The sequence below is a fragment of the Phytohabitans maris genome, assembly GCF_031085175.1.
In the GTDB taxonomy this organism is placed as follows: Bacteria; Actinomycetota; Actinomycetes; order Mycobacteriales; family Micromonosporaceae; genus Phytohabitans; species Phytohabitans maris.
Genome location: NZ_JAVHUY010000025.1, coordinates 1 through 25,059, shown reverse-complemented (window position 1 = coordinate 25,059; position 25,059 = coordinate 1). Strand labels below are relative to the sequence as shown.

Here is a 25,059-nt window from a genome sequence, read left to right as displayed (position 1 = left end):
CGAGCTCGGCACCCGGACCGGCCTCGGCCGCGTCAAACCGACCGGCCGGCGGTGCGGCGTACACGTTAGAGTGGCGCCGGATGGAGCATTCGGGGGAGGCGAGCGTGCTCGGCGAGTGGGAAGCCAAGCTGATTGCGGCGCCTTGGGCCTATCAGGACAAGCCGGTGGGCGCGGAGCGTTCCCTCGGCATGCGGGAGTTCGACCTCGGTTACGTGTTCTGGCGCGAGTTTCCGCAGGGTGATGCCGCCGGCATCGGCGCCGGTCAGATCGTGGTCGACAAGGCGACCGGCGAGCTGACGTACTGGCCCTCGGTGCCGCCCGACACCGTCGCGCTGATGTACCAGGACTACCGGCGGGAGGCGCCGGCCGCGCCGTTGACGTGGGATCCGGTGGCGCGGGCCGAGTATGACCGGCTCCGGGCCACCTTCCCGGAAAACGTCACCCACCTGCGGTTGGCGGACGGTCGGCTGCGCCGCGGACGCTCCATGAAGGGCGCGGGCTCGCCCAACCTCCACCCGCTGGTCGCCGCGTTCCTCACCAGCGCGTCCCCGGCGTACCGGGAGCGTGGCGGCGACCGGTGCGCGGAGGTGGCGGCGATCTCCGACGCCCTGCACGCCGAGGACGCCCGCCGCGCCGCCGCCGGCCAGCCGCCGGTCGGCATCGACGAGGCCCGCGCCGAGCTGTTGCGCGGCGCCGAGGTCGTGACCTATCGGGTACGCGAGCCGGGCGACCCGACCGGCGGGCAGCCGTCACCGCCCTGCGTCTCCTGCATGGCACTGCTGCGGCACTTCGGCTTCGCGCTCCAGTCACCAGACGATGCCGGCGATGGGGCGGAGGCCGACAATGGCTGAGCGTTTCACGCCCCCGGTGGAAAACGCGCTGCGGGCCGCCGGCTGGTACCCGGGCCGTCGCCTCCCGGACGAGGAGCTGGCCGGGCTGCGCCGGGCGGTGTTCGCGCGCACCGGGGTTTTCGGCGGGCGGCTGCGGCCGTCCGTCCACGCGGACCGTGCGCTGGCGGAGTTCGGCGGGCTCGTGGTCGACGCGGGGCGGCCCGGGGTGGATCTCAATCCGCGGCCGTTCGCGCTGGACCCGGCCCTGGCCGCCGCGAGCGTGGAGACGCTGATCGACGCGGGTCGCGCTCTCGGGGCGTCCCTGTTTCCGATCGGGGTCGAGGGCATGGACGAGGCGGTACTGGCCATCGCCGACCACGGCGAGGTGCTCGCCATCGACGCGGTCGGCGAGTGGTCGCTGGGCGCCACCCTCGAAGCGGCCCTCGACACGCTGGTCACCGGAGGGCAGCCCAGCCCGGCCAAGCCGGTGCACGAGCGCCGCCCGGACTGGGAGCCACCCGCGCCGGAGCAGCTGGCGGAGTCCGCCGGCACGCCGCCGTGGCCGCTGAAGCGCCCGATCGGCGCGGCGTTCTACCTTCCCCGATCTCCCGCCAGCCTGCACTATGTGTGGCTGCCGGACACGCTCACCAGGATTGGCATCACCCCCGCCGCGGATCCCGCCAGCCCGGGCTCCTTCTACGCCGACTGGGGCGGGCAGGGCTGCGTGGTGCGGGCCTTCGACCTGGGGTCCCTGACCGTGTTGTTGCTCGCCTTCGAGCTCTACGCCTTCCAGGACCAGCTCGACGCCGCGCGCGGCCAGTCCGGTGCGGGCACGGACGCCGCCCCGCCGGTCGCGCGGGCGTTCTCCGCCGCGTGCGCCGGGCTAAGTCCCGACCTCGAGGTGGCGTTCCTGCATTCCCGGCGGACGCCCGACCTGCTCGAGGCCGCCGTCGAGCACGAGTACCACGTGGTGACGATGGACGGTGAGTCGCTGCTCGACGCGGGCTTCGCGGCCCTCTATCTCAACGGTGAGACCGACTACGCGATCGCCCCGGCGCTCGCCCGCGAGCCGCGCGAGGAGCTGCCGATCCTCGGCGGCAACATCTACCTCCACGGCAGCGGGGAGCAGCGGTGGGGGTGACCGGCGGGGACGGCGAGCTGGCCGGGGCGTGGGCGGACGCGGGCCGGAAGCTGCGCAAGGTCTTCCCGCGCCGGGAGCGGGACGCGTTCGACGCGCTCGTGCTCGGGCTGCTCCACCCGGCGCGACCGCGCCCGCTGGCGTATGCGCCCGCCTTCGCCACCCCTGACCCCGGCGCGGAGCGAGACCTCGTGCGTGCCCGGCTGGAGATGGGCGTGTCCACCGCGGCCGTGCTCGCCAGGGAGTGCGCGGACCCGGAGGTGCTGGCCGCCGTGGTCGCCCTGCCGTGGTACGACGGTGCCGTCGGCGCACGCCAGTGGCTGCTGCGGGAGCGGCCGCTGGACTGGGCCGCGGCGATGGTGCTGGCGATGATCCCGGTCGAGGCGCGCACCCTGCGCCGCGCGGGCGACCCCCCACCCGCCCCGCCGGCGGTCCCGGTGCCACCCCCCGCACACCTGCGCCAGCTTGCCGCCCTGCCACCGCTGCTGCGCGGCGCGGTGCTGACGGAGCGTTCGCTCGCCGGCGACATCGCCGCGCAGCGGCGTACCTTCCCGCCCCGCCTGCCGCTGCCGTTGCCGCGCCCGTGGGACGACGCCGAGCTGTCCTTTCTCGCCCCCGACGTCCCCCGCTCGCTGCTGCCGTCCAGCGCCCACCCCCCACAGCCGCGGGAGCCGGTGCCCGATCCGGTCGGCGGCCCGGCGGAGGCGATCGCCCTGGTGCGGGCCCGCCCGCCTCGGTTCGGCGCGCACACGATGTGGGTCGACGGCGGGTTCGACACCGGCTACCTGGTCGAGGGCCAGGAGCTGGTCTACCAGGTCCGCTGGGACGCGCCGCCGGAGGCCATCAGGCCGGGCGGTCCGGTCGTGTCCAATCCGGGTGACCAGCCCACACCACCGCCGCGCGAGCCGGCCTGGATCGTCGACCGGGTCACCCGCCACGTCGACGCCGTCGACCTCGCCGGCCTTACCCTCCGCGAGTTCGTCGACCCGCGGCGCGCCTTCCCGCTGCCGCCGGGGTGGCGTCCGGAGGGTCGGCCACCGCTGCCGGAAGGGCTGGCCGCCACCGCACCGCCCGCCGTGCACTCGGCCGCCGCCCCGGTCCTGCACGAAGCCACCACCCGGTACGCCGCCGCGCTGGCCACCGAGGCGTGGCCCGACTTCCTGGTGGCCTGGCGCGTGGCGGTGCAGACCGTGCGGGAGCTGGCGACCGTCGACGTCACCGACCCGGAGTCGGTGACCGCCGCGCTTCTGGCGGCCCGGGGCAGCGCCCGCGCCGACACGCTGGTCGACGACGCCTCACCGCTGTGGCGCACGCCGGCCGGCGAGCTGGCCCGGCTGGCCCGGCCCGAGCCGGAGGAGACCGACGGGGAGGGCGTGGCACGCCGGGCCGCCCGCATCGCGCAGGCCCCGCCGCCGGTACGCGTTCTCGCCCTGGCGAACGCCCGCGCCCGCTCCACTGTGGAGGCGGAGTTGTTCGGCGTGGTGCCACGGGCCCGCCAGGAGGAGATCGACGCTCTTCGCCGCTGAAATGGGCATCGACCGGCGTTTTCCCTGCTAGGGTCTGGTCGGTGTGAGCCATGGAGGAGGGCTGATGGAGCTGCATCGAAAGGGATGGACTGACCGGTCGCTCGCACTCAAGGGCATGGGCGTCGGTGCCGTAGGGCTCCTGATCGCCGCTTTCGGCCTTCTCATCGGTGGCCCTCTCGGCGGCTACCTGGTGGTTTTCGCCGGCATCGGTGGCGTGTTCCTGATCCTGGTCGGCCTTCTCGTCTTCGCCCTCAGCATGCGACCGTTCCGCATTTCGTTCGGCGAGAGCGGCGTCTCCGTCCACTGTGAAGGGCTGCGCTTCGAGGCAGGCTGGGAGCAGGTCGAGGCCATCAACATCGAGCGCATGCCGACTCCGACCGAGCGACACATGCTCGTCATGTGGCTCTCCGACGACGTGCGGACCGGCGAGCAGCCCACCTTCCCGCCCGGCGCCGCCCGTAAGGGGTACGCGGTGGTCGAGATGGACCAGCTCCGGGAGAGCCGGGAAGAGGTGGCGGCTCTCGTCAACCAGTACGCCGGACCGAAGTTCCGGTCGGGCGTCCACCAGTGAGCTAACTCGCGTCCGTGTGTTCCTCGGCCCACCAGCGGTCGAGGATGCGGGAGGCGAGCCGTTGTGGGATCTCCACGAAGTCGTGCTCGCCGCCGCGCGCGTTGGACGCGAAAGCGCCCGTGTCGCGCCATCGCAGCGCGGGGTCGCAGACCTGGTCGATGCGTACGTCTTCGCCGTCGCGCCAGGTCTGGTGCCACTGCCTCGACAGGCCACCCGGGTCCTCGGCCGAGCCGCCCGCCGGGACGTCGGCGAAGTACCGCACGTCGCGGCGGACATCCGGCGCCGGCGAGGCCGCCGGTGCGAGGGCGGCGTCAGCCGCGTCGTCGAGGACCTCGTCGGCGAGCTGGGCGGGCAGCGTGTATCCGGCCGCCTCGATGTGCCTGACCAGGTCGTCTTCCGGAGCGATGCCGTAGCGCCGCAGGTAGTAGACGGTGGCCTCCTGCCAGATCCACACGCCGTCGGTCTGGAACCCGACCGGGACGGCCTGCCCGGCCGACGGGTCGAGCGGGTCGGGCTCCAGCCCGTGCGCGCGCAGCACCAGGGGCGCCCCGGCCAGGTACGTCAACAGGCGGGCCCGCTCAGCACCATCGAGCACCCGTCGCCGGTCCGGGGAGAAGTACGGCTCGTCGCCGTCGACCGCGTCGAATACCGGCGTCACCCGGAAGCGGCTCATGTCGTCATCCTCGTTTTCACGGCATGGGTGGGTCAGCTGTTTCCCGGCGGTGGCGACGCGCTCGGCGGCAGCGGCGGGTAGCGGACTTCGCCACGCTCGACGATGCCGTACTCGCGCCGCCCGGGAAGATCCAGATACGGGCATCCGTCAACGCCCTGGCGCAAGGTCATCGTCTCGTCATCGGGGGCGATCCACAACAGCTTGCCGCTGAGCACCCACGGACGCAGATCGTAGTCGTTGTCGGCCGGCCACTCCGGCACCTCGTCCCAGCCCAGCCACGTACCGTCGTCGTCGTAGACGGGGTAGTTGTCGGCGCCCCACAGGTTCGCCAGCGGGACACCGAGACGCCGCGGTGCGTAGTACGTGATCGCCCAGCCGGTGTGCGGACTGACCCGCACCTGCGCGATCACGGCCCGGACATCCGGCTCGTCGAGGATCCGGGGCACCACGTACGGCACCTCGGGGCCGGGCTTGGCGATGAACGGGGCCGCACCGATGACCTCGGCCAGGCGAACCGCACCGGTCATCGCCCGCCAGGTGGGCGGCAGCTTCGGCGTCACCCGAAGCGGATTGTGGTACTCCCAGAACCAACCGTCGAAGTTGACGTCATCCAGCCGCCACTCGACGACCTCACCGGTGTCCGGGCACCGCGACACCGGCACCGGCGGCAACCACTCGCGGTAATGCGCACGCAGCGCACGCCACCGTTCCCGAGCAGCCGCCAGCGCCGCGCCATCCACCGCCTCACCCCGGGCCGCCGCGGCATCCGCCGCGGCGATATCCGCCCGCACCCGCTCACCCTCGCGGAGGATCACCACCCGCGTGGAGGGCAGCCCCGGGGCGGACCCCTCCGTCCAGCCAGCCTCCCGTGCGGCGTCGAGATCCGCACCCGGGTCACCCTGCGCCGCCAACTCGGCCTCGAACATCGCGTAGGTACGCCGGCGGGTACCGGCAACCAGAGCCTTCTCAGTAGGAGTGAGCGGCCGATCCTCTGCGCGGGCTGCCTCCCTGATGGCTCGGACCGTCTCGTACAGCGCGAAGATCGGCCCGACACCGGTCAGCCAGTGGGCCCGCTCCGACTCCACCAGTTGAACGAACTCGTCACGGGTGATCTTGTTCGTCTCACCACCGTGAGCGAAGACGATCTCGTCGAAGATGTCGTTGGCCTTCTTCCAGCCGCCGGTGACCACGTCGAAGTCGTACGTCATCAGGCCACCGTCCGGCGTTCTCACCATCTTGACCGGAAACGAGTAGTGCTCGTAGTACATCGGCAGTACGAAGCCGCTCGGCACGGTCACGGCTGGCCCTCTCCCAACGCCGGCCGCAGGGCCTGCCAGAACAGCTCCCGCTCCCGTTGCAGCAGGCCGAATCGGATGGCTTCCTCCGGGGGCGTGAGGCGACGCTCTTTGCCAAACGTATCCAGGTCACGACGGATCTCGTACAGGGCGTGCTCCCAATCCGCCACCTCGTCCAGCGACTTCAGATGCAGCCGGAACTCGGCCACATGTCCATTGGAGGTGCGCACACTCATCTGTATGTCCCGGTAGCCACTGTCCTGCGGACGAGCGAACCGATCGTCGAGCTTGACGATGGTCACCCCTGGGTGTTGTCTCACCTGCTCCAGCCCTCGATAAAGATCGGCCATGGTGTCGAAGGCGACCTTCGCGGCCGCGAGATCCTTGAGTCTCGACACCTCACCGCGGTATTTGACGACCTTATCTTCGGCCCGCTGGCGGTTCTTCGGCTCGGACCGGCCGGCCGGCTCGCCGGTGTCGCCCGCCACCTCGGCCGCCATCGCGTTCAGCTCCGCCTGGGCCCGCACTGCCTGTACGTACATCGAGTCAAGGTACTCCGCCCGATACGCCGCATCGTCCTGCCGCCGCTGGTCGAAGCCGGTCTGACGATCCTGGACCTCTTCCGGTTTGGCCGCCTCGCTGGTCTGCCGCTGGTCGTCCGTCAACGGTGTCGGCTCCACCGTCACCTCGGGGTCGGCGAGCACGGCCTCCGGTCCACGGCGCTGGATGTCCTCCACCACCTCCCGCAAGGTGTCGATCGCCTGCTGGTGGCTGGCCAGGTGGTCGAGAGTCACCGGCCGCAGTGCGAGGGCGTTGCGCAGGTCCGGGAGGTCGAGCATCATCCGGACCAGCTCGGGGTGTGCGCCGAGCTTGGCCAGGACCGACTCGGCCAGGATCGGCGGATCGAACGGCGGGCTGCCCCAACTGTCGTGCAGCATCGTCTGGACCTGGGGGTCGCCCAGCAGCGTCGCCAGGTCGTTGGCCTGGCTCTCGGACAGGTCGAACAGGCGCCGAAGCGTCTCCGGAGTGGCATGCCGGGCGATCTCGTGCGGCTGTACGCCCGACTCGAGCAGGGCGGGCAGGCTCTCCGCGCCGCGTACGGCCTGGTCGAGGGGGAAGCCGGTGTGGTCGAACGCCTCCCGCGCGTACAGCCGCTCCACGCGCGCCCGGTCGGCGAGGCTCGGCGAGGTCTCCAGCAGCTGCCGGGTCTGCCCGGAGAGCTGATCGCCGAGTGCTTCCCGGCGCTCGGCCGTGGTGGCGTCGTTGCCGAGCAGGCCCTGCCGCTCCGCGATGGCGTACACCTGCGTGCGGGCGCGCCCGGTGGCGCCTTCGCCGGTGCCGGGACGGCTCGCCTCGGCGGCGAGCCGGTCGAGGTCCGCCCGGTCGGTCGCGGGCGGGCTGGCGTCGGATGGCGGGTCGGTGCCCGAGCGGGCCTGGTACTCGTCGCCGCCGGACGGTGACTCGTCCTGGTCGCGCGGTGGGGCGGACGTCTGCTCGTGGACCGGGGTCGACGCGTCGACCAGGCGGGGCGGTTCGCCGGGCGCGAAGCGGACCAGCCCTTCCTCGCCGCCGGGCTGGTGCTTGGCCGCGATGTCGGCGTGGATCTGGAGCTCGAAGGCGCTCTGTGGCTGCCAGTACATGTGGGCGCCGTGCTGCACGCCGATGCCCTGCCCGCGCAGCTCCTCGATGACGTCGCCGTACTCGTCGGGGTCCAGGCGTGAGCCGTCGGTGCGGCGGATGTCGAACAAGTCGTGGTCGCCCGTGATCGGGCGCTGGCCGCCCTCGCCTTCGACGGCGTAGACCACGCCGTCGGAGACGGTGAACCGCCCGCTCGCCGCCAGCCGGGCCATCGTCTCGGACAGCTCGGCATATTCGTTCAGCCGTTGCCGGTACCGCTTTTCGACGGACTCCCACTGCGCGTCGGACATGCCGTCCGGGCGGGCGGGCAGCCGCGGCTCGAAGTACCCGACCAGTCCGACGTTGCCGGCCTGCGCGCCGAGCAGCACGTCGCGCTCGTCGATCGTCTTGGCCTTGATATCCAGCGGCTTCGGCATGGCGCCTTCGGCGAGCCAGCGTACCGCCGCCGCGTTCGTCGGCCGTACGTCGATGACCAGGCCGTGCTGTTCGGCGTATGCCTGGAACGCCTCCTGGTTGCGCTCCGGCATGCCGTACTCGCTCTCGAGCACGTCGGGGGTGAGCACCGGGCCGCGCGGGTCGCCGTCGCTGGCGGGTTGCTCCGAGGCGCCGTCCGTGCCGGACCGGGCCGCTTCCGAGCCGCCGTACTCCGGGGTCGGGCCGGACTCGGTGTGCGGCGCCCCGCGCTCCTGCCCGTCGGCTTCGAAGGTGCGCCAGCGACCGTTGTCCGGCTCGGTGGGCACCCAACGGCCGCCGCGCAGCTCCGCGGAGGTGACGCGCTCCTCGCCCCGCCGGTTGGTCCACACCCGTTCGGTCGGCGCGGTGACCGCCGTACCGGAGGCCCGCGCGAACCGGGCGGCGGGCGAGTGGTCGCCGCGAGCGACGTCGCAGGCCGTCAGGCGGACGTGGTCGCCGGCGCCGAGGTGGATCCGGCCTTCCTGGCGCATCACGTCGATGGCGTGGGCGAACTGTTCGGGGGTCAGCACCCGCCCGTCGATGTGGAAGCCGTCAGGCGAGCCGTGCAGGTCGAAGGTGACCACGCCGGGACGGGGCGGCACCGCATGGGCGAACGAGAGCACCCGGTCGCCGGCCGGGTAGAACGCGTAGCCGGCGCGGGTGGCGTGCAGGTGCTGGCGGACGAGCCGGACCGCCTCGGCGGTGTCCACGTACGCCGGCGTGGCGTCGGGGCTCGCCGCGTCGCCGGTTTCGGTCTGTCCGGCCCGATCATCTGGCGCCGGCATACCGCTTGACTTGTCGGCGTGCGTGGCCGGAGCTGAGCCATCCGTGGGTGGGCCGATGTGGCGGGTCAGGTCATGCTGGTCAGGACCCGGCCGGGCACCACCGGAGTCGGGTCGGTCCGTTCGAGCAGAAGCGTCGTCCGGCCGGTCTCCCGCTCCGCCCTGGTCTCGAACTCCACGCCCAGTACCGTCGTTTGCGCCCTGGTCGTCTCGTCCCAGAGCACCGTGCCCTCCGCTATCACGCCCTCCAGCACCATCCCGGACGCCAGCAGACCGCTCCTCTGCTCCAGGTCGAACACCTTCTCGATCGAGAACCGTGCCGTCGGTGCCATCGGATCCCCCTTCGGAGTGTGCCCGGAACCTTTCCAGAGCGGCCGGCTCCACGGCGTAGGCCGCGTCCTCCAGCTCACGCCGGGTGGCCGTATTGATCGTCTCACCGGAACGTATCTGTTCCACGTGCTTGTACTCATGCGCGATCGTCACCGCCAGGGTCTCAGCGTCGGCGAAGGCGGCCGGGCCGAGTCGGATCTCCCGCCCGCCGGCCTCGACCGGGGTGTACGCGCTGGCCCCCTGGTAGTCGAGGTAGCGGATCTCCTCGGGGTCGGTGATCAGTCGCACGTCCACGCCGGTGAGGTCGATCCCGAGGATCTCCGCGACCCGGTGCACCTCTTCGAGCGTGAACGGCGCGTCCCCACCGTTGACCAGCACGTCCTGGTTGGTGTGGGAGACCTCCCGCGAGTACAGGCGGTCATCGTCCCGGCTGGTGTCCGGTGGCCCCTGCTCGCCGGCTACCTCGGTGGGAGCTGTCGTGTCCGGGACGGCTCCCGGTGGGGCCGCGGGGGCGGGTGGGGCGCCGCTCGGTGGGGGCGGTGGGGGCGGGGTGTCCGGCGGGCGGCCGTCCGTGACCGTGACCCGGTGGGGCAGCTCCGCCCCGGTCTCCGGGTCGTACACCCGGGTCCCCTCGAGCAGCGGCACCACGTCCGGGTGTACGCCGCGAACGAACACCCACTCCAGGCGCGGCGGCTCGCCGTCGACGCGGTGTCCACTGTGCTCGATGATCTCGAGCTGTCGCGCGATCTGTCCCTGGTGGTGGCGGACGTTGTAGCTGTCCGGCCCGAAGATCTCGTAGCTCTTGGCGTCGAGCCAGACCCGGCCGCCCTCGGCCACCACGTCGATGTCGGTGCGCAGCACCCGGCCGTCCGGGAGCCGCACCTCGACTGTCATGGCGACCTCCACCACCCCGCGCGACCGCTCGGCGAGCGCCACCTCGCCGTCGATGCCCTGGATGCTCCGGCCGTGGCGCTCCGGGCTCGGCGTGCCGTGCCCCTCGCGCTCGTTCTCCAGCGCCGTGATCTCGGCGTCCAGCGAGCGCCGCCACCGATCGATGCCCCGGACCTCGGGATGCGCCTGCGCGTACGCGTCTATCCGTTGCCGGACCCGCTCCGCCTCCCGCAGTCGCTGGTCGATGTCGCGAACCACATCGGGCGGCGGGGGCGTCACGGCCTGGCGCGCGGCGGCCTTCTCGTGCTGCTCGACGAGCACGTCTTCGAGCGTCGTACCGTTTCTGGCCGCCCCGCGCTCCATGCCCTCCAGCGCGCGGGTGACGCCGGCGTCGTCGCGCGCCCTTTCGTACACGCGGGCGAACTGCTCCCGCGCCCGGGGGTCGGTCAGCGCGTCGTACCGCTGGCGCAGCCCGTCGGGCAGGTTTTCCGGGTCGAATGTACGGCCGGACGGCGTCTGCGAACCCGGGTCGAACCGGTCCTCGCGCCGGGTCTGCTGGACCCATTCCCGGGCCGCGCTCTCAAACTGATCGCGGGCGTTGCGATGGTTCGCGGCCTCGGCCCGTTCGGTGGCGGCCGTCTGCCTCGCCGTCTGGGCGTCCTGGCGCTGCTGGGCCGCACGGGCCTGTGCCGCGTCGCGGGCCTGCGCGAAGTGGTTCGCCTGGTCGCGGAAGCGCTGCGCCACCTGCGGGTCGACCGCGGCCGCCTGCCGGTACCGCGCCTCCGCCGCCGCCCGGCGCTGCTCATGGGTACGGGCGTCGCGCTCCTCGACGGCGGCCTGCCGCTCGTGCCGCTGGGCAGCCTGGTCGTACCACTCGGCGCGCGCGTCACGCGCCGCCGCGGCCTGCTGGTGCTGCGCGGCGACCCGGTGGTGGTGCGCGGCCTGGCGGGCGTTCTGCTCCAGCCGATTGTGGTGCGCGGCGCGGGCCTCCTCCTGGCGCCGCAGCGGGTCGTGCGGCGGGTGCTGCTGGGCCTGTTGCGAGTGGTGCGCGGCATCGGCGGCCGCTTGGGCGGCCTGAGCGTCGTAGGCCTGCGCCGCCTGGTTGGCCCGCTGCCCGTAGCTGGTCTCCAGCGCCGCCGCCCGCTGCGCGCTCGCGGCGGCGGCATGCTCGGCGGTGGCCGCGTCCCGCGCGACCGCGGCGGCGCGGGCTTCCGCATCGGCGCGCTGCTGCTCGGCCTGGCGCCACTTGGCTTCGGCCCGCTGGCGCTCGCCCTCGTGCTGCTGTGCCTGGGCACGCTGGTCGTTGGCCTGCTGCCGGGCCCCGTCGGCGAGGGCCCGGTGCTGGTCGGCCATGTGCTGGGCCTGCTGCGCGTCCGGGGTGCCCCGCTGGGCCAGTTCCGCGTACTGCCGGGCGTACGCGTCGTGACGCTGGGCCTCCTGCTCGAGCCGGGTCGCCCGCTGCGCGGCCGCGTCGCGCTCCGCGCGGTGTGTCTGGGCCTGCTGGGCGTCGGCCTGGGCCCGCAGGGCATGCCCCTGCGCTTCGGTGGCGTGCCGTTGCGCGTGCTGCCGTAGCCGTTCGGCCCGCTGCGTCTCGGACCTGGCCTGCTCCTGCGCGGCCCGGGCCGCGGCGTGATCGTTCGCCGCGCCGTCCGACGCCTGCACCTGCGGCGACTGCGACGCGAGGTAATCGGGCGTGAGCGGCCGGGAGTTCCACGTGCCGGGCGGATTGTTGGCGAACGGCATGGGCCGCGCGGACCCGTCGACCACCAGCGCATCCATCATGGTGATCTGCGACCGGTCGTGGATCGGGTTGCCGACGTCCTGCCCGGTGTGCGGGTCGATGTAGGAGACGCCGTTCGGCCCGTCGACGGCGGCCACCACGGTGCCCACCTGCGGGTCGACGAAATAGATGTTTCCGTTGTGGTTGACCGCTGCCCACGCGTGTGAGCTGCCGCTCTGCCAGCCCGTGATGATCGCGGCGAACGAGCCGTGGCCACCGGCGAGGAGCTGCTGCCGGATCTGGTCGAAGCCCCGGTCCACCTGCGGCCCGCGCTGGCTCGGCGACTGCGTGGAGAGGTTGCCCACCAGTGACTGGAACCGGCCGCCGGAGAGGTCCTCCATCCGGCCCGGGCCGTCCGCCTCACCGCCCGAGGGCACATGCGGGCTGCTCCCCGAATAGCCGTCGTACGTACGCGGGGCGGCGACGGTCGGCCGGCCGTGTACGAACGTGTCGAAGAGCGACGCGACCGCGTCCTGGCAGTTCTGGGTGCGCGTCGGGTCACCGAGCCCGAACGCGTTGACGAGCCGGAGCCATGGGCCGGTCGGGTCGGGGGTCCGGACGTAGCCGCCCTGACCGTCGCTGAGCGCGCGCTGCAGCCGGGCCTGGTCCGCGGCCAGCGGCCGGCGCAGGCCACCCGGCTGGTCGTACGGGCGATTCTGCGACACCGGGGGTGGGACGTCGGGCCGGCCGCTGACCATCGACACCTGCGGACCGGGGTGCGCCGGCCCGACCTGGCGGAACCCGGCGCCCGTGTCCACATTGGCCATACGCCACGCGGCCTGCTGGTGCGTGGCGGCGTTCTGCGTGATCTGGTCCGCGTCCCGATTGGCCTGGGCCGCCGTCGCGTCAGCCGCCTGCGCGCGCTGCTGCGCGGCGCTGGCCCGTGCCTCGGCGTTCTGGGCGTCAAAGGCGCGTTGGTACGAGTACTGGTCGGCTTGCTGGGCGGCCCGCTGCAGCGCGCCCCGCTGCGGGTCACTGGGGTCCAGCCGGGCGGCCTGGTTGCGGTACTGCTGGGCTCGCTGCTGGGCGGCCTGCTGTTCGGCTCGGGCGAGCCCGGCGTCGTTGGTCGCGGCGGCCGCTTCGGTCCTCGCCTGCTGCGCCTGGTGGGCGGCGTTCGCGGCGGTCTGCCGGTGCTGCTGAACCCGCGGATCGCTCTCGATCGTCTGCCGGAGCTGTGCCTGCGCCTGGCGCATGTTCGCCTCGTACGCGGCCCGTTCGGCGGCCTCCTGCCGCGTCTGCTGGCTGGCGGAGTCCCGTCCGAAGAGGCGGCTGACGCGGTCGCGGACGCGGTCCATGAGGGACTGACGGGTGCCGTCTCCGGGGCTGGCCGGCTGGCCGGTCGTCCCCGTGGTGTCCGGCGTCGCGGTCCCGGTGGTCCCGTCGCCGCCGGAGGACGAGCCAACTGACGAACCGCCCGTCGCGGCGCTCGGCTCGGGCTGGCCCTGCCCCTCGTCCGGCGGAGTGGAGCTCTCGCTACTCGAACCGTCGCCGTCGCGCCCCGACTGGCTCGTGCCGCTCGACTGGCTGGTACCGCCGGCGGGCGTGGTCCCGCCAGGAGGTGCGACGCTGCCGGGCGGGCTGGCACTGCCGGTAGGGGTGAGTACCGGTCCGGGCATCGGCGCGAATCCGGGCAGGGCCGGCGCCTCCTCGCGGCTGCGCCGGGTCTCGCTCTCCGATCGGGCCTGCTGGCTCTCCTCCCGGCTTTGTTCGGACTGCCGGGTCTGGTCCGTCTCGGTCTGGCCTGTCTCGGTCCGGTCCGTCTCAGTGCGGCCTGTCTCGGTCCGGCCCGTCTCGGTCTGGCCTGTCCCGGTCTGGCCCGTCTGGCCGTCTCCGCCGGGGGACGGTGCCGAGCCGCCCTGCGGGGCGGGTGTCGCGCCGCGCATGTCGGCCAGCTTGGCGGCGATCTGGGCATCGTCGAGGGGGCGGCGCGTCCCGGCGGCGTCCACCTCTGTGAAGTGCTGCTCGATGAAGCCGCGCATGCGGTTGCCGTACGTGCTCAGCGACTCCGGCCGCGCGTCGAGCACCCGCTGCACCAGGTCTGGCGTGAGTGCTGGCGGCCGGACCGTGCTGCCCTGGAGCGTACCCCCGAAGAAGTTGGCGGCGCCCTCCGTGAACTGCGCCTCGATCCGCTGTTCGAGGCGCTTGCCGAAGTTCCACCACCGCGCCTCGCGCGACTGGCTGGACGACGGCTGGCTCGACGATTGACCGGTGTCGGGACGCGCCGCGTCCGGCTGCACGGGCGGCGGCGTGCTGCCGGTGCCCTCCGACGAGGAATCCTCCGACGAAGAATCCTCCGAGGAGGACCCGTCGGTGGAGGGACCGTCCTCTGCGGACGCCCGGGCCGACGAGCTCTCCGAGGTAGAACTCTCCCCGGAAGAATCCCGGGTCGAGGTGCCGTCCCCTTCAGACGGTGGCTGGCTCGACGCGGCGTCCGAAGACTCGCTTTGCGTAGCCGATCCGTCGGTCGAACCCTCCACAGTGCCTGACGAGACGGGCGGCGTCACCTCCGGCGTCGCCCTCCGCTGGTCGGTTTCGGCCCGATCCCCTTCACTCGACGTCTGCTGTGACGCCGTGCCATCGGTATTGGTGGTGGAGCCGCCCGTCTCTGTGGACGTCGAACCGTCCGGTGTGGCCGGTGTGGCGGGCGTCGGTGTCGGTGTGGCGGTGGATCGGCCGGACGACGAGTCGTTCGTCTGCGACGCACCGTCCCCTTGCGACGGTGTGCCCGAGGCCCCGTCGGACTCCGCCGGCGGGGTGCTGGAGGAACCGTCGGTCGCGGCGGGAGGCGTGCCGCTCGCCCCGTCGGGCTGGGTGCCCTGCGTCTGCGCGGAGCCTTCGGACGATTCGCCGTCGGTGTTGGATCCGCGGGAGCCCTGCGAGCCGCTCTGACCGCCATCCCGGGATCCACTTTGGCCGCCGCTCTGGGTGCCGGCCCCTTGGGAGCCGCTCTGGGTGCCGGCACCTTGGGAGCCGCTTTGGGAGCCGGCCTGGGAACCGGTCTGACCGCCGCGCTGGGATCCACTTTGGCCGCCGCTTTGAGACCCGGCACCCTGGTTGCCGCTCTGGGAGCCGGCGCCCTGGGTGCCGGGCGCTGGGCCACCGGTCTGCGACTGCGAGCCGGCGGGCAGGCCGCCGGGCGCGAGGACAGGGGCCGGGGCACCTTGGTTTTGGTTGCCGGTCTGCTGGGCGCCGCCCGGGGCAGGGTCCGGGAGGTTGTTGAACAGGTTGTTGGCGCCGTTGTTGACCGCGTTCTGCACGTGATCCGGCCGGTGGCCGCGGCCGGCCGGCTCCATCATCTCGCCGAGGATCGAGGCCGGCATGATCGCCTGGAAGGCGTCGCCCAGGCCCATGCCGCTGTAGAGCCCGTTGCGCTCCGCCCAGTCCTGGTTGCCGGTCGCCCGGAAAAGCGAGTCCAGGCCCATGCGGATCAGGTTGTCGCCGAGCTGGCCGACGCCGAACGCCACGGCCTCCACGAAGCGACTGTTGGCGCCGAAGGTGAGCGGGCCACCGATCGCGCCGGCGATCAGGCTGTCGGCGAGGCCGATCGCGAACTTCTGCTCCCAACCGTCGACAAACGGGTCATGGCCCTGGAGCGCCTGGATCCCCATGATGCCGGCCTTGATGCCGCCCATGAACGCCGCATTGGCCAGGGCGCCCATCAGTGCCCGCCGACCCACGTTGGTGAAGCCGGTCTGGACCATCTTGCGGATGCCGCCCCTGATGGTCTCCTGCATCAGCTTGCGGAAGAGCTCCTTGGCGACGGTCTGGATGGTGACCCGGGCCCCGCTGATCGCGACGGCGCCCGCCGCCGCCCCGATGCCCGTCCAGATCGTGATGATCATCTGGATCAGGGCAATGATCATCATCACCAGGGCGACGACGGCCATCCACTTCATCGACTCGATCTCGAGCGCCTGGCCGTGCACGTACTGCTGGACCCCACCAAGGGTCTCCGCCATGCTGGAAAGCTCTTCGAAGTAGCCCGTGAGCTGCTGCCTCGCGATCTCCGAGGCGCCGTCGCCCTGCCAGGCGTCCAGGTCTCGCATGTACCCGTTGAGGTCTTCCAGATGGCCGGAGTAGAGCTCCGCGGCCGATCCGTACTGCTCCGCGAGGTCGTAGAGGCGGACATGCTCCGCCTCCGGCCAATCGGAGATCATGTCGAGGAAGTCGCCGAGCACCGGAATCCAGCGGTCGATCTCGCGCAGGCACACCTCGACCGCGTCGAGGGCGGCCGAGGCAGCGTCCTCCGCCGTCGGCGCCACGTCAGCCTCCCCCCGATCTCTCCCGCGGCCGCACGGCCACCCACGTCCCGTCGATGTCGCGTCCTCAGACTGGCGCGTGCTCCCGTACCGCCGAGATGAGGTCGATCATCATCCGTCCCAGGCCGGCGGCATCGAGTCCGGCGGTGTCCTGCCGCTGGATCAGCGACTCGACGACCGGGCCGCTGGGCGGCTCGTCGGGAGCACCCCGGTACGGACCGTGCGGGACCGCCGTCACCACAGCGCCGTCCGAACGCACCTCCACCGAAACGCTGCGCCGGCCGAAATCCTCGACACCCGTCAAGCCCACGCCAGGCAGGTCGTACAACAGGCGCTCGATCTCGGCGCGGTCGTCACGGTCTGGCGCCGAGGTGGTGTCGAGCGTGGAGCCGAGCAACAGGCCGACCTCGTGCGCGCCGCGGCTGGCGCGAATCGACGCCGCTGGCGCCACCCACCGCCACCCACCGTCCGCTCGCGCCATAGGAACCACCTGGAGCAGCCCGGCCGTCTCGAAGACCACGACCCGCCCGGGTGGAACTACCGCCAGCTCCGGCTCCGCCCCCCACGGCGCGGCCGGATCGTCATGCAAGCGCGGCTCGTGCCACGCCACACGGTTCGACTCCTCCGGATCGGTCCCGGTCGGAAACCTGCGTACGCCACGGCCGGGCAGGAAGTCGGCCATGAGATCCGCGTCGCGTCCCTCGTACGCCAGCGGGAGACCCAACTGGACAAGCCGGTCGAAGACCAGCCAGCCCAGCCGCTCCACCCGCTCGTAGGGGCCACGCATGTCCAGGCTGACCGCATACTCGTACGGCGAGAACGCGGTCACCTCGTGCGGGTCCCACTCGTTCGCGCCGATGTAGACATGCGTCCACGCCTGCTCGCCGAGCCATGGCGACGCGTCCAGCGACCCCATGAACCCGAGGTCGGACTGGAAGTATCCGGTCATCCCGAGACCCTGCGCCACGCGCCGCGTGACTACCCGGAGAGGACCGGCGTACTTGATGTAGATATGGACAGCTTTGCTCACTACGGACCCGGCTAGATGGCGGTTTTGCGGATCTCGGACGCACCCGTGTCGTCGGCGCCCTGGTACTCCGTCATGGCGAGGACGGTCTGGTCACCGACCGTGGTCAGCTGCTCGCCGGCGTGGCCCATGCGCTCCTGGACGGCGTCGCGGATCGGCTCGTCCTGGCCCTCCCCGGCCTTGGTGTAGTTGGCCTCGAACGCCTGACCGTACTTGTCGGACGCCCACGGGCGCTCGGCGTCGATCGACTTGATCTCGCCGAGGACGGTCTGCACCTCGCCCTGGAACTGCTGCGCCATCCCCAGCAGCCGCGCGCCGGTGCCCGCGATCTCGTTGGGGTCGTCCTCGAGCCTCAAGAAAGTGTTCATCGGCCTCCCCGTCCTTCCTCAGCCTGCCTTGACAATAGATGATGTGCTCTGCGTAGCGCACCCGCCTGAGCTTCGCTTCAGGGCTGGCTCATCGTGACCTCAGTGGAATCCGCGCAGCACGTCAGCGATGTTGCCGTTTTCGGAGGGTCCCGGCTCCGGCTCCGGCTCGTCCGGCGTCCGGGTGGCGCCGGCCGCCGTCGAGACGGATGGGGACTGCCGCGGGACCGCCCTGTCCGGCGGGGGTTGCTGGCGCAGCCGGTGGGCGAGAGACACCGCGTACCGGAGCAGCTCGGGCACCCGCTCGCCGCGCAGGGACAGCTCGATCGGTGAGCCGAGGTTGACCCCGAGCCGGTACTCCGGGCCGGGCCAATGCTGAAGCACCGCCACCAGGTCCAGGCTCCTGGTCGGCAGGTCGATGTCCCAGCCCGCGACGAACTCGTCGTACCGCTCGGTCGAGGTGAAGACCGGCACGGTCAGCACGCCGTCGATGTCCACCGCCCGGGTCGGCGCGAGCACCCGCGCGGTCACCAGGACACCGAGCGCCAGGTCGGCGTCCGGGGCGATCAGGGCGTCGCGCAGCAGCCGCTCGCCTTCGTTCGCCGGGACGAAGTCGGCGGTCGAGGCCGCCGTCGGCACCAATGTGGGCACCGTCTCCGGCTCGACCAGCACGACGATCGGCGTGGCCGGGTTGAATGCCAGGCCATAGCCCGCCGGGACACCCCCGACCAGCTCCGTCATGTTGGTGACCCGCCATCCGTCCGTGGCGACCGCACGGTACAGCCCTTCCGGAGACGTGAAGACCAGCACGTACGGCACGCCCTCGCGGTCGCGTGTGAACAGGCGCTGCCGCTGTTCCTCGGCCGTTCCGTCGCGGAGACCCGGCACCAGCAGCGGCGCGCCCGCGAGGATGCGCAGCATCTCGGGGAGGTCGCCCGCCGTGGCAGCCGCCGACAGCCGTTCCTCCACGTCGTTTGCCGGCCGCCAGTCGTCGGGGGTCAACGTCTCGAGCTCCATCAGCGCGCCTCATCTGTCATGGCTGGTCAGCTCGGCAGGCGGGCGAAGGTGCCGGCGGCCACCCGGGCCACGTGCTCCGGCGCGTCCGCGGGCAGTTTCCGGCGGGGATCGGTGTGCTTGATATCGATTATCAGGAGCACGTTACGGTCGTACGCCATGAACCAGATCCCCTGGTCCTTCGGCGCCCAGCCGGCGGCCGTGCCGACGCCCTGGATGTCGCTGTACGCCTCGGTGTCACCGCGGAAGCCCCGGTAGCCGTAGTACGCGTTCGACGGTTCAGGAAACGTGTTTGAGTCGAGGGACGCCACGAGGGACGCGTCGCGGGACTTCAGGGTGATCCGGCACAGCCCCGGCCCATCGCCGATCGGGTCGAGCACCTGCGGGTAGAGCTCGGTGAGCGGCCTCAGGTCGGCGGCCGCGCAGAGGCTCGCCGGCTCGCGGTAGAGAGGGCCGGTGGCGCTGGGCGGACCCGGTGGTGTCGACGGGGACGAGGTCGGCGCCCCGCCGCTGGCGGGCTCCGCGACGGGCTCGTCGCCGCCACACCCGGCCAGCACGACGACGGCGGCGCACGCGGCTAGGCCATGTCTCAAGACGCGCCGTCACCCCCCGATGACCGGTTTGGGCTCCGCCGTCGGGGTGCTGTTGGGGGTCGGAGCGGCATCCAGGACACCGCCGCCCGGGGTCGCAACCCGCCACGGCGCTTCCTTGTCGAGAAGCTTTGCGATCTTGTCGAACTCTGCGTCCACCTTGGACACCACTGGCTCCTGCTCGCGCCGCCGCGAGCCGATCTGCGCCTCGTACCCGCTGGATCCGCCCTTGTTGGCGCGGACGACGCGACCGGCGGTCTCGGCCCGCGGCTCCGGCCTGGGCGTGCGCCCGACTATCGGGCTGGAGGTGGGTGGGGGCGGCGGGGCCAGCGGGTTTGCGAGCGGGCCGGTGTCTCGGGATCCGGCCGGCGGTCGCGCGGTCTGCCTCTCGGGCGCACTGGGCGTGCCGCCGGTTGGCCGGCCCAGCACGGGCGGCACGGCGTCGGGACGCCCCGGCGCGGGCGGTTGCCCGCCGACCCCGGGCCTCGCGATGCCGGGCGTACCCCGGCGCGGATCGCGCGGGTCGCCCCCGGGGGTGGACCGAGGATTGCGCATGACCGGCGACGCTGGTGTGCTCGGTGGGCCGCCGAACTGGTTTTCCAAGGCCGGCCTGCCCGGGCTTCCCGGAGTGGCGGGAGTGGACCGGTCCGGGCCGCCGCCGCGCTGGCCCTGCTGCGGCATGCTCGGCGCCCCTGGCTGCCCAGGCCGCTTGATCTGCGGCGGTGGCGTCCCCTGGCCGGGGCGGGCACCCTGCGGCGGGGAGGGTGGCAGCCCTTCCGCCGAAGGTGGGGCGCTCGCGCCCCGAAGGACGCCCGGCCCACCGCCGCCTGGGAGGTTGTTGAGCAGTCGTCCGGCGCCCGGGCCCGTCGGCAGCTCACCGGGAGCGCGCAGGGCCGGCGGGCCGGCCGGACCGACCTGGCGGATCGCCGGGGGCGCGATGGCGGGGGGCGGCAGCGCCGCGGGCGGCATCACCACGTTCGGCGGCGTGATCTGTGGAGCGTTCTGCGTCAGGTTTTCGGTGGACGGCAGGTCCGCCTGGTCGACGCTGGGCGCGGTGATGTCCGGTTGGAGGCCGAGCGGCTTTTCGAGCTGCTTCAGGAGGGCCGGGTCGACGCTGGGCGGTGTGATGGTCGGCGGTGTGATGTTGGGCTGCGTGATGCTCGGCGGGGTGATGTTCGGAGCGAACTTCTCCGTCATCCACCGCTCGACGAATGCCTGGTTGTGCTGCACCGCGTCGCCCGGGCCCTCGTAACGGGTCTCCTTGGCGCCGGCGAACTCCTGCCACATGGTCGTCCGGTACGACTCCGCCATGTCGGCCTGGATCTGCCGCGCTTCGGCGACCTTCTCATCGGACGCGTGTCGCATGATGTTCACATACGACTCGCCCGCGTCGAAGCCGTGCAGCCGCTGCCCCTCGAGATCGCCCACGGAGTCGAAGCCGTACATCCCGAGGAACTCGTTGCTCCTCGAGACCATGTGACTCTTGTACTCCTCGTAGAAGGTCTCCATCCTGCCTTGATAGTGGTCGATCTTGTCGGCCAGGGCGTCGATCCCCGAGGAGATGATCGTCGCCGCGTACTTCCAGTCGTCGATCGACTTCAGGGTCGCGCCCGGGCCGCGCGCCATGAACGCCTCGGCGCCCTTGCCCTGCCAACCCTTGTCGCTGCCGCCCCCGCCGCTGCGGAGCTTGTCGGCCAGGTCGTAGATGCGGTCGGCGAGCTCGTCGAGCGTGTGGTAGGTGTTTCGCCACTGGTGCGCGACCCGGCGGACGGCCGCGGAGTCCTGCGCCATGACCCGCTTGTAGATCCGCTCGACGCTGTCGTTGGCGTACGCGGCCCGGTACTCGTCGCTGTCCTCGTCCATGCGAGGGTCGTCCCAGTCCACAGTGGGGGACGGATAGTTGGAGCCCGCCTCCAGCGGAGGGTAGTACCGGTAGCTGCCGTCCCGGCCTTCCGGCATGTGCCGCAGGGCCTCGCGCTCACGCTGGAGCTCGGTGTTGCCCGAGGTCTCGTAGCCCCAGTAGTTGTACCGCTCGTCGGTCATCGCGTCCGCCCCCTAGTACCCGCGGCCGTATTCCTCTTGGATGCCGTCGGAGCCAGTGGTGCCGAACCGCTCCTCCGCCGCCTCGACCGGACCGGCGGTGCCGCTGGAGTCGCCGCCGTCGTTCTGCGGATCGATGGTCGTGGTGCGGGTGGGGCCGGCCGTCTCCTCGCCCTCGCTGTTTCGGCTGGTGCTGGAGCTGGTGACCGTCATCGACCCGTCGGGTCGCGTCGACGTACGGGTGGTGCTGGTCGTCGACGCCCCCTCTTCACCGGCCCGGGTGACCGTGACGGTCCGGTTTCCGGTGCCGTCGAGCTCGCTGTTCGTATGGGTGCTGGTGCGGGAGACGAACGCGCCGCCCGGGCCGTACACCTCCTCGGTCGTCGTGTCGCCCGCCGCGTAGTAGCCGGTGCTCACCGTGTGCTTCTTCAGCACGGAGCCGTCTGGATAGGTGTAGATGGTCCAGCCGTTCTCCTGCCGCACCGAGGTGTAGTTGTCTCCGCCCTGGGCCGCCTGCGGCATGCTGGCCATCTGCTCCTGCCGCACCTCGTCCAGGGTCTTGGGGTCCTGGCCGGGGCGGAAGCCGTCGGGCCGGCCGGCGCCCGGGTCGCTGAAGGCGAACATGATGTCGGACAGGTCCGCCGCGTTTTCGCCGTCGCCGTTTTCGAAGATCTCGCCGATGACGCAGGCGGCGGAGCCGATGTTCTGGATCCCTTCGATCACGTCCCGGACGAAGTATTGGAAGTTGCTGCGGTAACCGTTGATCTGGTGAGCCGCGTGGATGCCTTCGGGGAGAGGGGCGACGCCGTCGGCGGGCTGCATGGTGAGCCCGTCCTGAATGTACAGCGGCATCTCGTTGAGCTCGGCCAGCGCCGGCCCTCCGCCGGACCCGGACAGCTCCTGCATCTTCAGGAAGTAGCTGACCAGGTCGGTGACGTCGACGTTGATGCTCGAGTCAGGAATGCTCGAATAGTCTTTGGTCACGGTGTCTCCCCCGAAGTCCCGCGGTGACTGTTAACGATACGCTCCTGCCGCGAGCCGTCGCAGCGAAGATCGTCGACCCTCGGAACGCGGCCGCCGAGCACCCTACCGGTCATGGGCGACGGCCGCCCGCAAGCCGTTGGGCCCCCGGCCTTGGTGTCTTGTCAAAGCGGCTCCCGCTGCTGCCTTCTCGTCCCAAGCGCCTCGTTAGCGACCGAAGTTAGCGCCTGTCGTCCGTGCTGGCCACCCCATACCCGGCCAAGAGCCATCTTTGGTGGCGACGAGCGCAGCCGGCAAAAGTGGTCCAATAATGATGAACCACCTCGAATGCCTCACCCCTTCACGCCACGATCCAGCCCGCACCGGTACCGAGACACCCGCTGGGTTTCCGCCGAGAGGAGGTGGGACGCGCGCTCGGCAGGATTCGAACCTGCGACCAACTGCTTAGAAGGCAGCTGCTCTATCCGCTGAGCTACGAGCGCGTGACGCCGTGACGGCAACACTGGCCAGCACATACTAGGTTTCCAGGTGCACGGCTGACGAGCACCGGCTTTACGGCCGATGGCGGTGTCGGATCCTCAGGCAGCGCTCAGCCGACCCTCAGGCTGCCTCCGCCACGCCGCCGGTCTCGTCGACCCGCACGGGACGCTCGACGTACGCGCCCATCCAGCGCCCTACCTCGTCAAACACGCGTGCGCGCACGACGGGTCCGGAGAGCGTGAGGTCGTGCAGCCCGCCGTCGACGCGTACCACCGTGACGTGCGGGCCGAGACCGGGCGCCCACCGCACCATGTGCTCCACGTCGAGGACCGCGTCGGCGAGGGCGGCCGCCTCGTGCCAGGCCGAGCCGCGAAAGCTCCGTACCGAGCAGGCCAGCAGCACCGGCGCGGGGATGGCCAGGCCGGCCCGCAGCCGCTGGTGCGCCTCGCGGATCGCGGCCAGCCAGCCGGCCCGCACCGGGAAGCCGAGCAGTGGCTTCCACGCCAGGTCGTAGCTCCACTCGCCGCGCTGCTCGGCGTGGAGCGTCTGGCCGTACACCGGAGAAGGGGCGACCGGGACGATCCGCAGCGGGCGGGCGCGGCCGACGCGCGCGACGGCGGCCGCGAAGGGTCTGCGCACCACCCAACGCGCGTTGAAGTCGAAGAAGGGGCTGTTGAGGAAGAGGCCGTCGACCAGGCGCTCGTCGCGGCGGTCGTGTGTCCACAACGACGTGATCAGGCCGCCGGTGGAGTGGCCGTTGACGAGCAGCGTGTGGTGGCCCTCCTCGTCACGGATGATGCTGGCCGCGGCGTCGAGCTCGGGGTAGTAGTCGGTGAGGCTGCGGCAGAAGTTCGGCGTCTGGTGCGGGAGGAGGCTGCGCCCGTACTTGCGGAGGTCGAGCGCGTAGAAGTCCCATCCGCGGTCGGTGTAGAAGTCCGCCAGGTGGGTCTGGAAGAAGTAGTCGACAAACCCGTGCACATAGAGCACCGCGCGCCCGGTGGGCGCTTGGGCGCGGCGGGAGACCAGCGTCGCGACCACCGGTCCCTCTTCGTCGTGGCCCAGGTCGATGACCCTGCTCTGGTACGGCGTGCCGAGAACGTCCACTTCCCCGTCCCTCATCCCGGGAACGGTACGCCATGGGCGGTCCATAGCACATCAACGCTTGATCAGGGTGTTTTCCACAGGGCGCCCGCTCGTCCACAGCCGGCGCTCACGCGGTGGCGTGGACCGGTCGCGCGGGGCCAGGCTGTCGCACGAGTCGACTCGCACCACAAGCCCTTCGGACCCCTGCGTGGGAGACGCGATGTTTGACACTTATCTCACGATCATTGGCAACGTTTTGACGGCACCCGAGTGGCGCCGCACCAGCCAGAGCCACACCCTCGTGGCCAACTTCAAGGTCGCCTCGACCGCACGCCGCCTCCACCGCGAGTCGGGGCAGTGGGTCGACGGCCACAGCCTGCGCGTGCGGGTGACCTGCTGGCGCAGGCTCGCCGAGGGCGTCGCCTCCAGCGTGATGGTGGGCGATCCCGTGGTCGTGGTCGGCCGCCTCTACACGCGCGACTGGAGCGACACGGAGGGCAACCCCCGCGTGGCGTACGAGATGGAGGCCGTAGCGGTCGGCCACGACCTGTCCCGTGGCCGGGCCCGCTTCGCGCGCAACCGTCCGACGGCCGCCACCAGCGCGGTCGAGGACGACGAGGCGGAAAGCCGGGTGCGCGGCGAGGCGACCGAGGCGGTGCCGGAGGCCGAGGCGCCCACCCGGCACGGCGACCACCCGTTCGACGACATCCCCGATCCAGACTTCGGCTCCGTGCCGATCTCGTCCCCGTCGTACGACGCGCTGGCCGAGATGCGCGGCGGCCGGGAGTTCGACGAGGATCTCGACCCGCTCGCCATCGCCGCCACGGTCCCAGCCGACGCGGATGACGACGATGACGATGACGACGGCGACGACCTGGACGAGGCGGAGGAGGGTGACGGCGACAAGACGGCAGACGGCCTGAGCGTCGACATGCTCCCCGGTGACGGCGCCGAGCCGGACCTGGCCGCGGTGGCGGCGGGCGCCGGGCTGACCGAGTCGGACGGCGGTCTGCCCGAGACGGGGGCGCCCGGCGAGCCGGCGCGGGGCAGGCGCGGCCGGAGCCGTACGCCGGTCCCCGCCTAGCGGCGACCGCCCACCGGTCGGCTGGCGGACGAGCTGCCCGGAGGGCGGGTGGTGTCCAGGGTCGCAAGCAGCCCCCGGCCCGGGACGCCGCCGGCGGTGGCCCTCATGCCTCCCGAAGGGCCGCCGCCGGCACCAGGACCAGCGGCGTGGTCGATCCGCTTCGTCGACCACCCGCACCCGCCCGTCTCGCCCGAAGCAGCCCACTCGAGCGAGACGGGCGCCCGCCGGG

General features: G+C 72.1%; 15 protein-coding genes and 1 tRNA gene. 5 read left to right on the top strand and 11 right to left on the bottom strand.

The window, feature by feature from the left end:
* Positions 1–80: 80 nt before the first annotated feature.
* From RB614_RS25045 to RB614_RS25030, 4 genes are all read left to right on the top strand, one after another.
* Entirely contained in the window at positions 81–851 is a 771-nt protein-coding gene (locus RB614_RS25045) for a YwqJ-related putative deaminase (protein ID WP_308715067.1), read from the top strand.
* Complete coding sequence (locus RB614_RS25040) at positions 844–1,971, top strand: SUKH-3 domain-containing protein (protein WP_308715066.1); 1,128 nt, start codon at positions 844–846, stop codon at positions 1,969–1,971. The genes RB614_RS25045 and RB614_RS25040 overlap by 8 nt, the downstream gene beginning before the upstream one ends.
* Positions 1,962–3,494: a hypothetical protein gene (locus RB614_RS25035; protein WP_308715065.1), complete on the top strand. Its 1,533-nt coding sequence runs from the start codon at positions 1,962–1,964 to the stop codon at positions 3,492–3,494. Before RB614_RS25040 ends, RB614_RS25035 begins: the two co-directional genes overlap by 10 nt.
* Positions 3,495–3,558: 64 nt before the next feature.
* Positions 3,559–4,065 (top strand): hypothetical protein, encoded by a 507-nt coding sequence (locus RB614_RS25030; RefSeq protein WP_308715064.1) that lies wholly within the window; start codon positions 3,559–3,561, stop codon positions 4,063–4,065.
* A gap of 1 nt (position 4,066) precedes the next feature.
* On the opposite strand, the gene RB614_RS25025 is transcribed toward RB614_RS25030, so the two are convergent.
* From RB614_RS25025 to RB614_RS24975, 11 genes are all read right to left on the bottom strand, one after another.
* Positions 4,067–4,738 (bottom strand): hypothetical protein, encoded by a 672-nt coding sequence (locus RB614_RS25025; RefSeq protein WP_308715063.1) that lies wholly within the window; start codon positions 4,736–4,738, stop codon positions 4,067–4,069.
* A gap of 32 nt (positions 4,739–4,770) precedes the next feature.
* Positions 4,771–5,928, bottom strand: coding sequence for a hypothetical protein (locus RB614_RS25020; RefSeq protein ID WP_308715062.1), 1,158 nt, complete (start codon positions 5,926–5,928; stop codon positions 4,771–4,773).
* Between the two features lie 104 nt (positions 5,929–6,032).
* On the bottom strand, positions 6,033–16,169 hold the full coding sequence (locus RB614_RS25015; protein WP_308715061.1) for a toxin glutamine deamidase domain-containing protein: 10,137 nt from the start codon (positions 16,167–16,169) through the stop codon (positions 6,033–6,035).
* A gap of 64 nt (positions 16,170–16,233) precedes the next feature.
* Entirely contained in the window at positions 16,234–17,115 is an 882-nt protein-coding gene (locus RB614_RS25010; RefSeq protein WP_308715060.1) for a hypothetical protein, read from the bottom strand.
* 92 nt (positions 17,116–17,207) lie between these two features.
* Positions 17,208–17,561 carry a hypothetical protein gene (locus RB614_RS25005; protein WP_308715059.1) on the bottom strand — a complete coding sequence of 118 codons (354 nt, stop codon included), beginning with the start codon at positions 17,559–17,561 and terminating at the stop codon, positions 17,208–17,210.
* A 99-nt stretch (positions 17,562–17,660) separates the two neighbouring features.
* The gene (locus tag RB614_RS25000; RefSeq protein ID WP_308715058.1) at positions 17,661–18,575 is read right to left on the bottom strand and encodes an SseB family protein; all 915 of its coding nucleotides are present in this window, start codon (positions 18,573–18,575) and stop codon (positions 17,661–17,663) included.
* Positions 18,576–18,601: 26 nt separating this feature from the next.
* Entirely contained in the window at positions 18,602–19,165 is a 564-nt protein-coding gene (locus RB614_RS24995; protein WP_308715057.1) for a hypothetical protein, read from the bottom strand.
* A 9-nt stretch (positions 19,166–19,174) separates the two neighbouring features.
* Positions 19,175–21,205, bottom strand: coding sequence for a WXG100 family type VII secretion target (locus RB614_RS24990; protein WP_308715056.1), 2,031 nt, complete (start codon positions 21,203–21,205; stop codon positions 19,175–19,177).
* Between the two features lie 12 nt (positions 21,206–21,217).
* Positions 21,218–22,186 carry a hypothetical protein gene (locus RB614_RS24985; protein WP_308715055.1) on the bottom strand — a complete coding sequence of 323 codons (969 nt, stop codon included), beginning with the start codon at positions 22,184–22,186 and terminating at the stop codon, positions 21,218–21,220.
* Positions 22,187–22,592: 406 nt separating this feature from the next.
* Positions 22,593–22,665: transfer RNA gene (locus RB614_RS24980), tRNA-Arg, on the bottom strand.
* Positions 22,666–22,783: 118 nt separating this feature from the next.
* Positions 22,784–23,782: an alpha/beta hydrolase gene (locus RB614_RS24975; RefSeq protein WP_308715054.1), complete on the bottom strand. Its 999-nt coding sequence runs from the start codon at positions 23,780–23,782 to the stop codon at positions 22,784–22,786.
* A gap of 184 nt (positions 23,783–23,966) precedes the next feature.
* Between RB614_RS24975 and RB614_RS24970 the strand changes: the two genes are divergently transcribed.
* Positions 23,967–24,830 carry a single-stranded DNA-binding protein gene (locus RB614_RS24970; protein ID WP_308715053.1) on the top strand — a complete coding sequence of 288 codons (864 nt, stop codon included), beginning with the start codon at positions 23,967–23,969 and terminating at the stop codon, positions 24,828–24,830.
* The last annotated feature ends 229 nt before the right edge of the window (positions 24,831–25,059 follow it).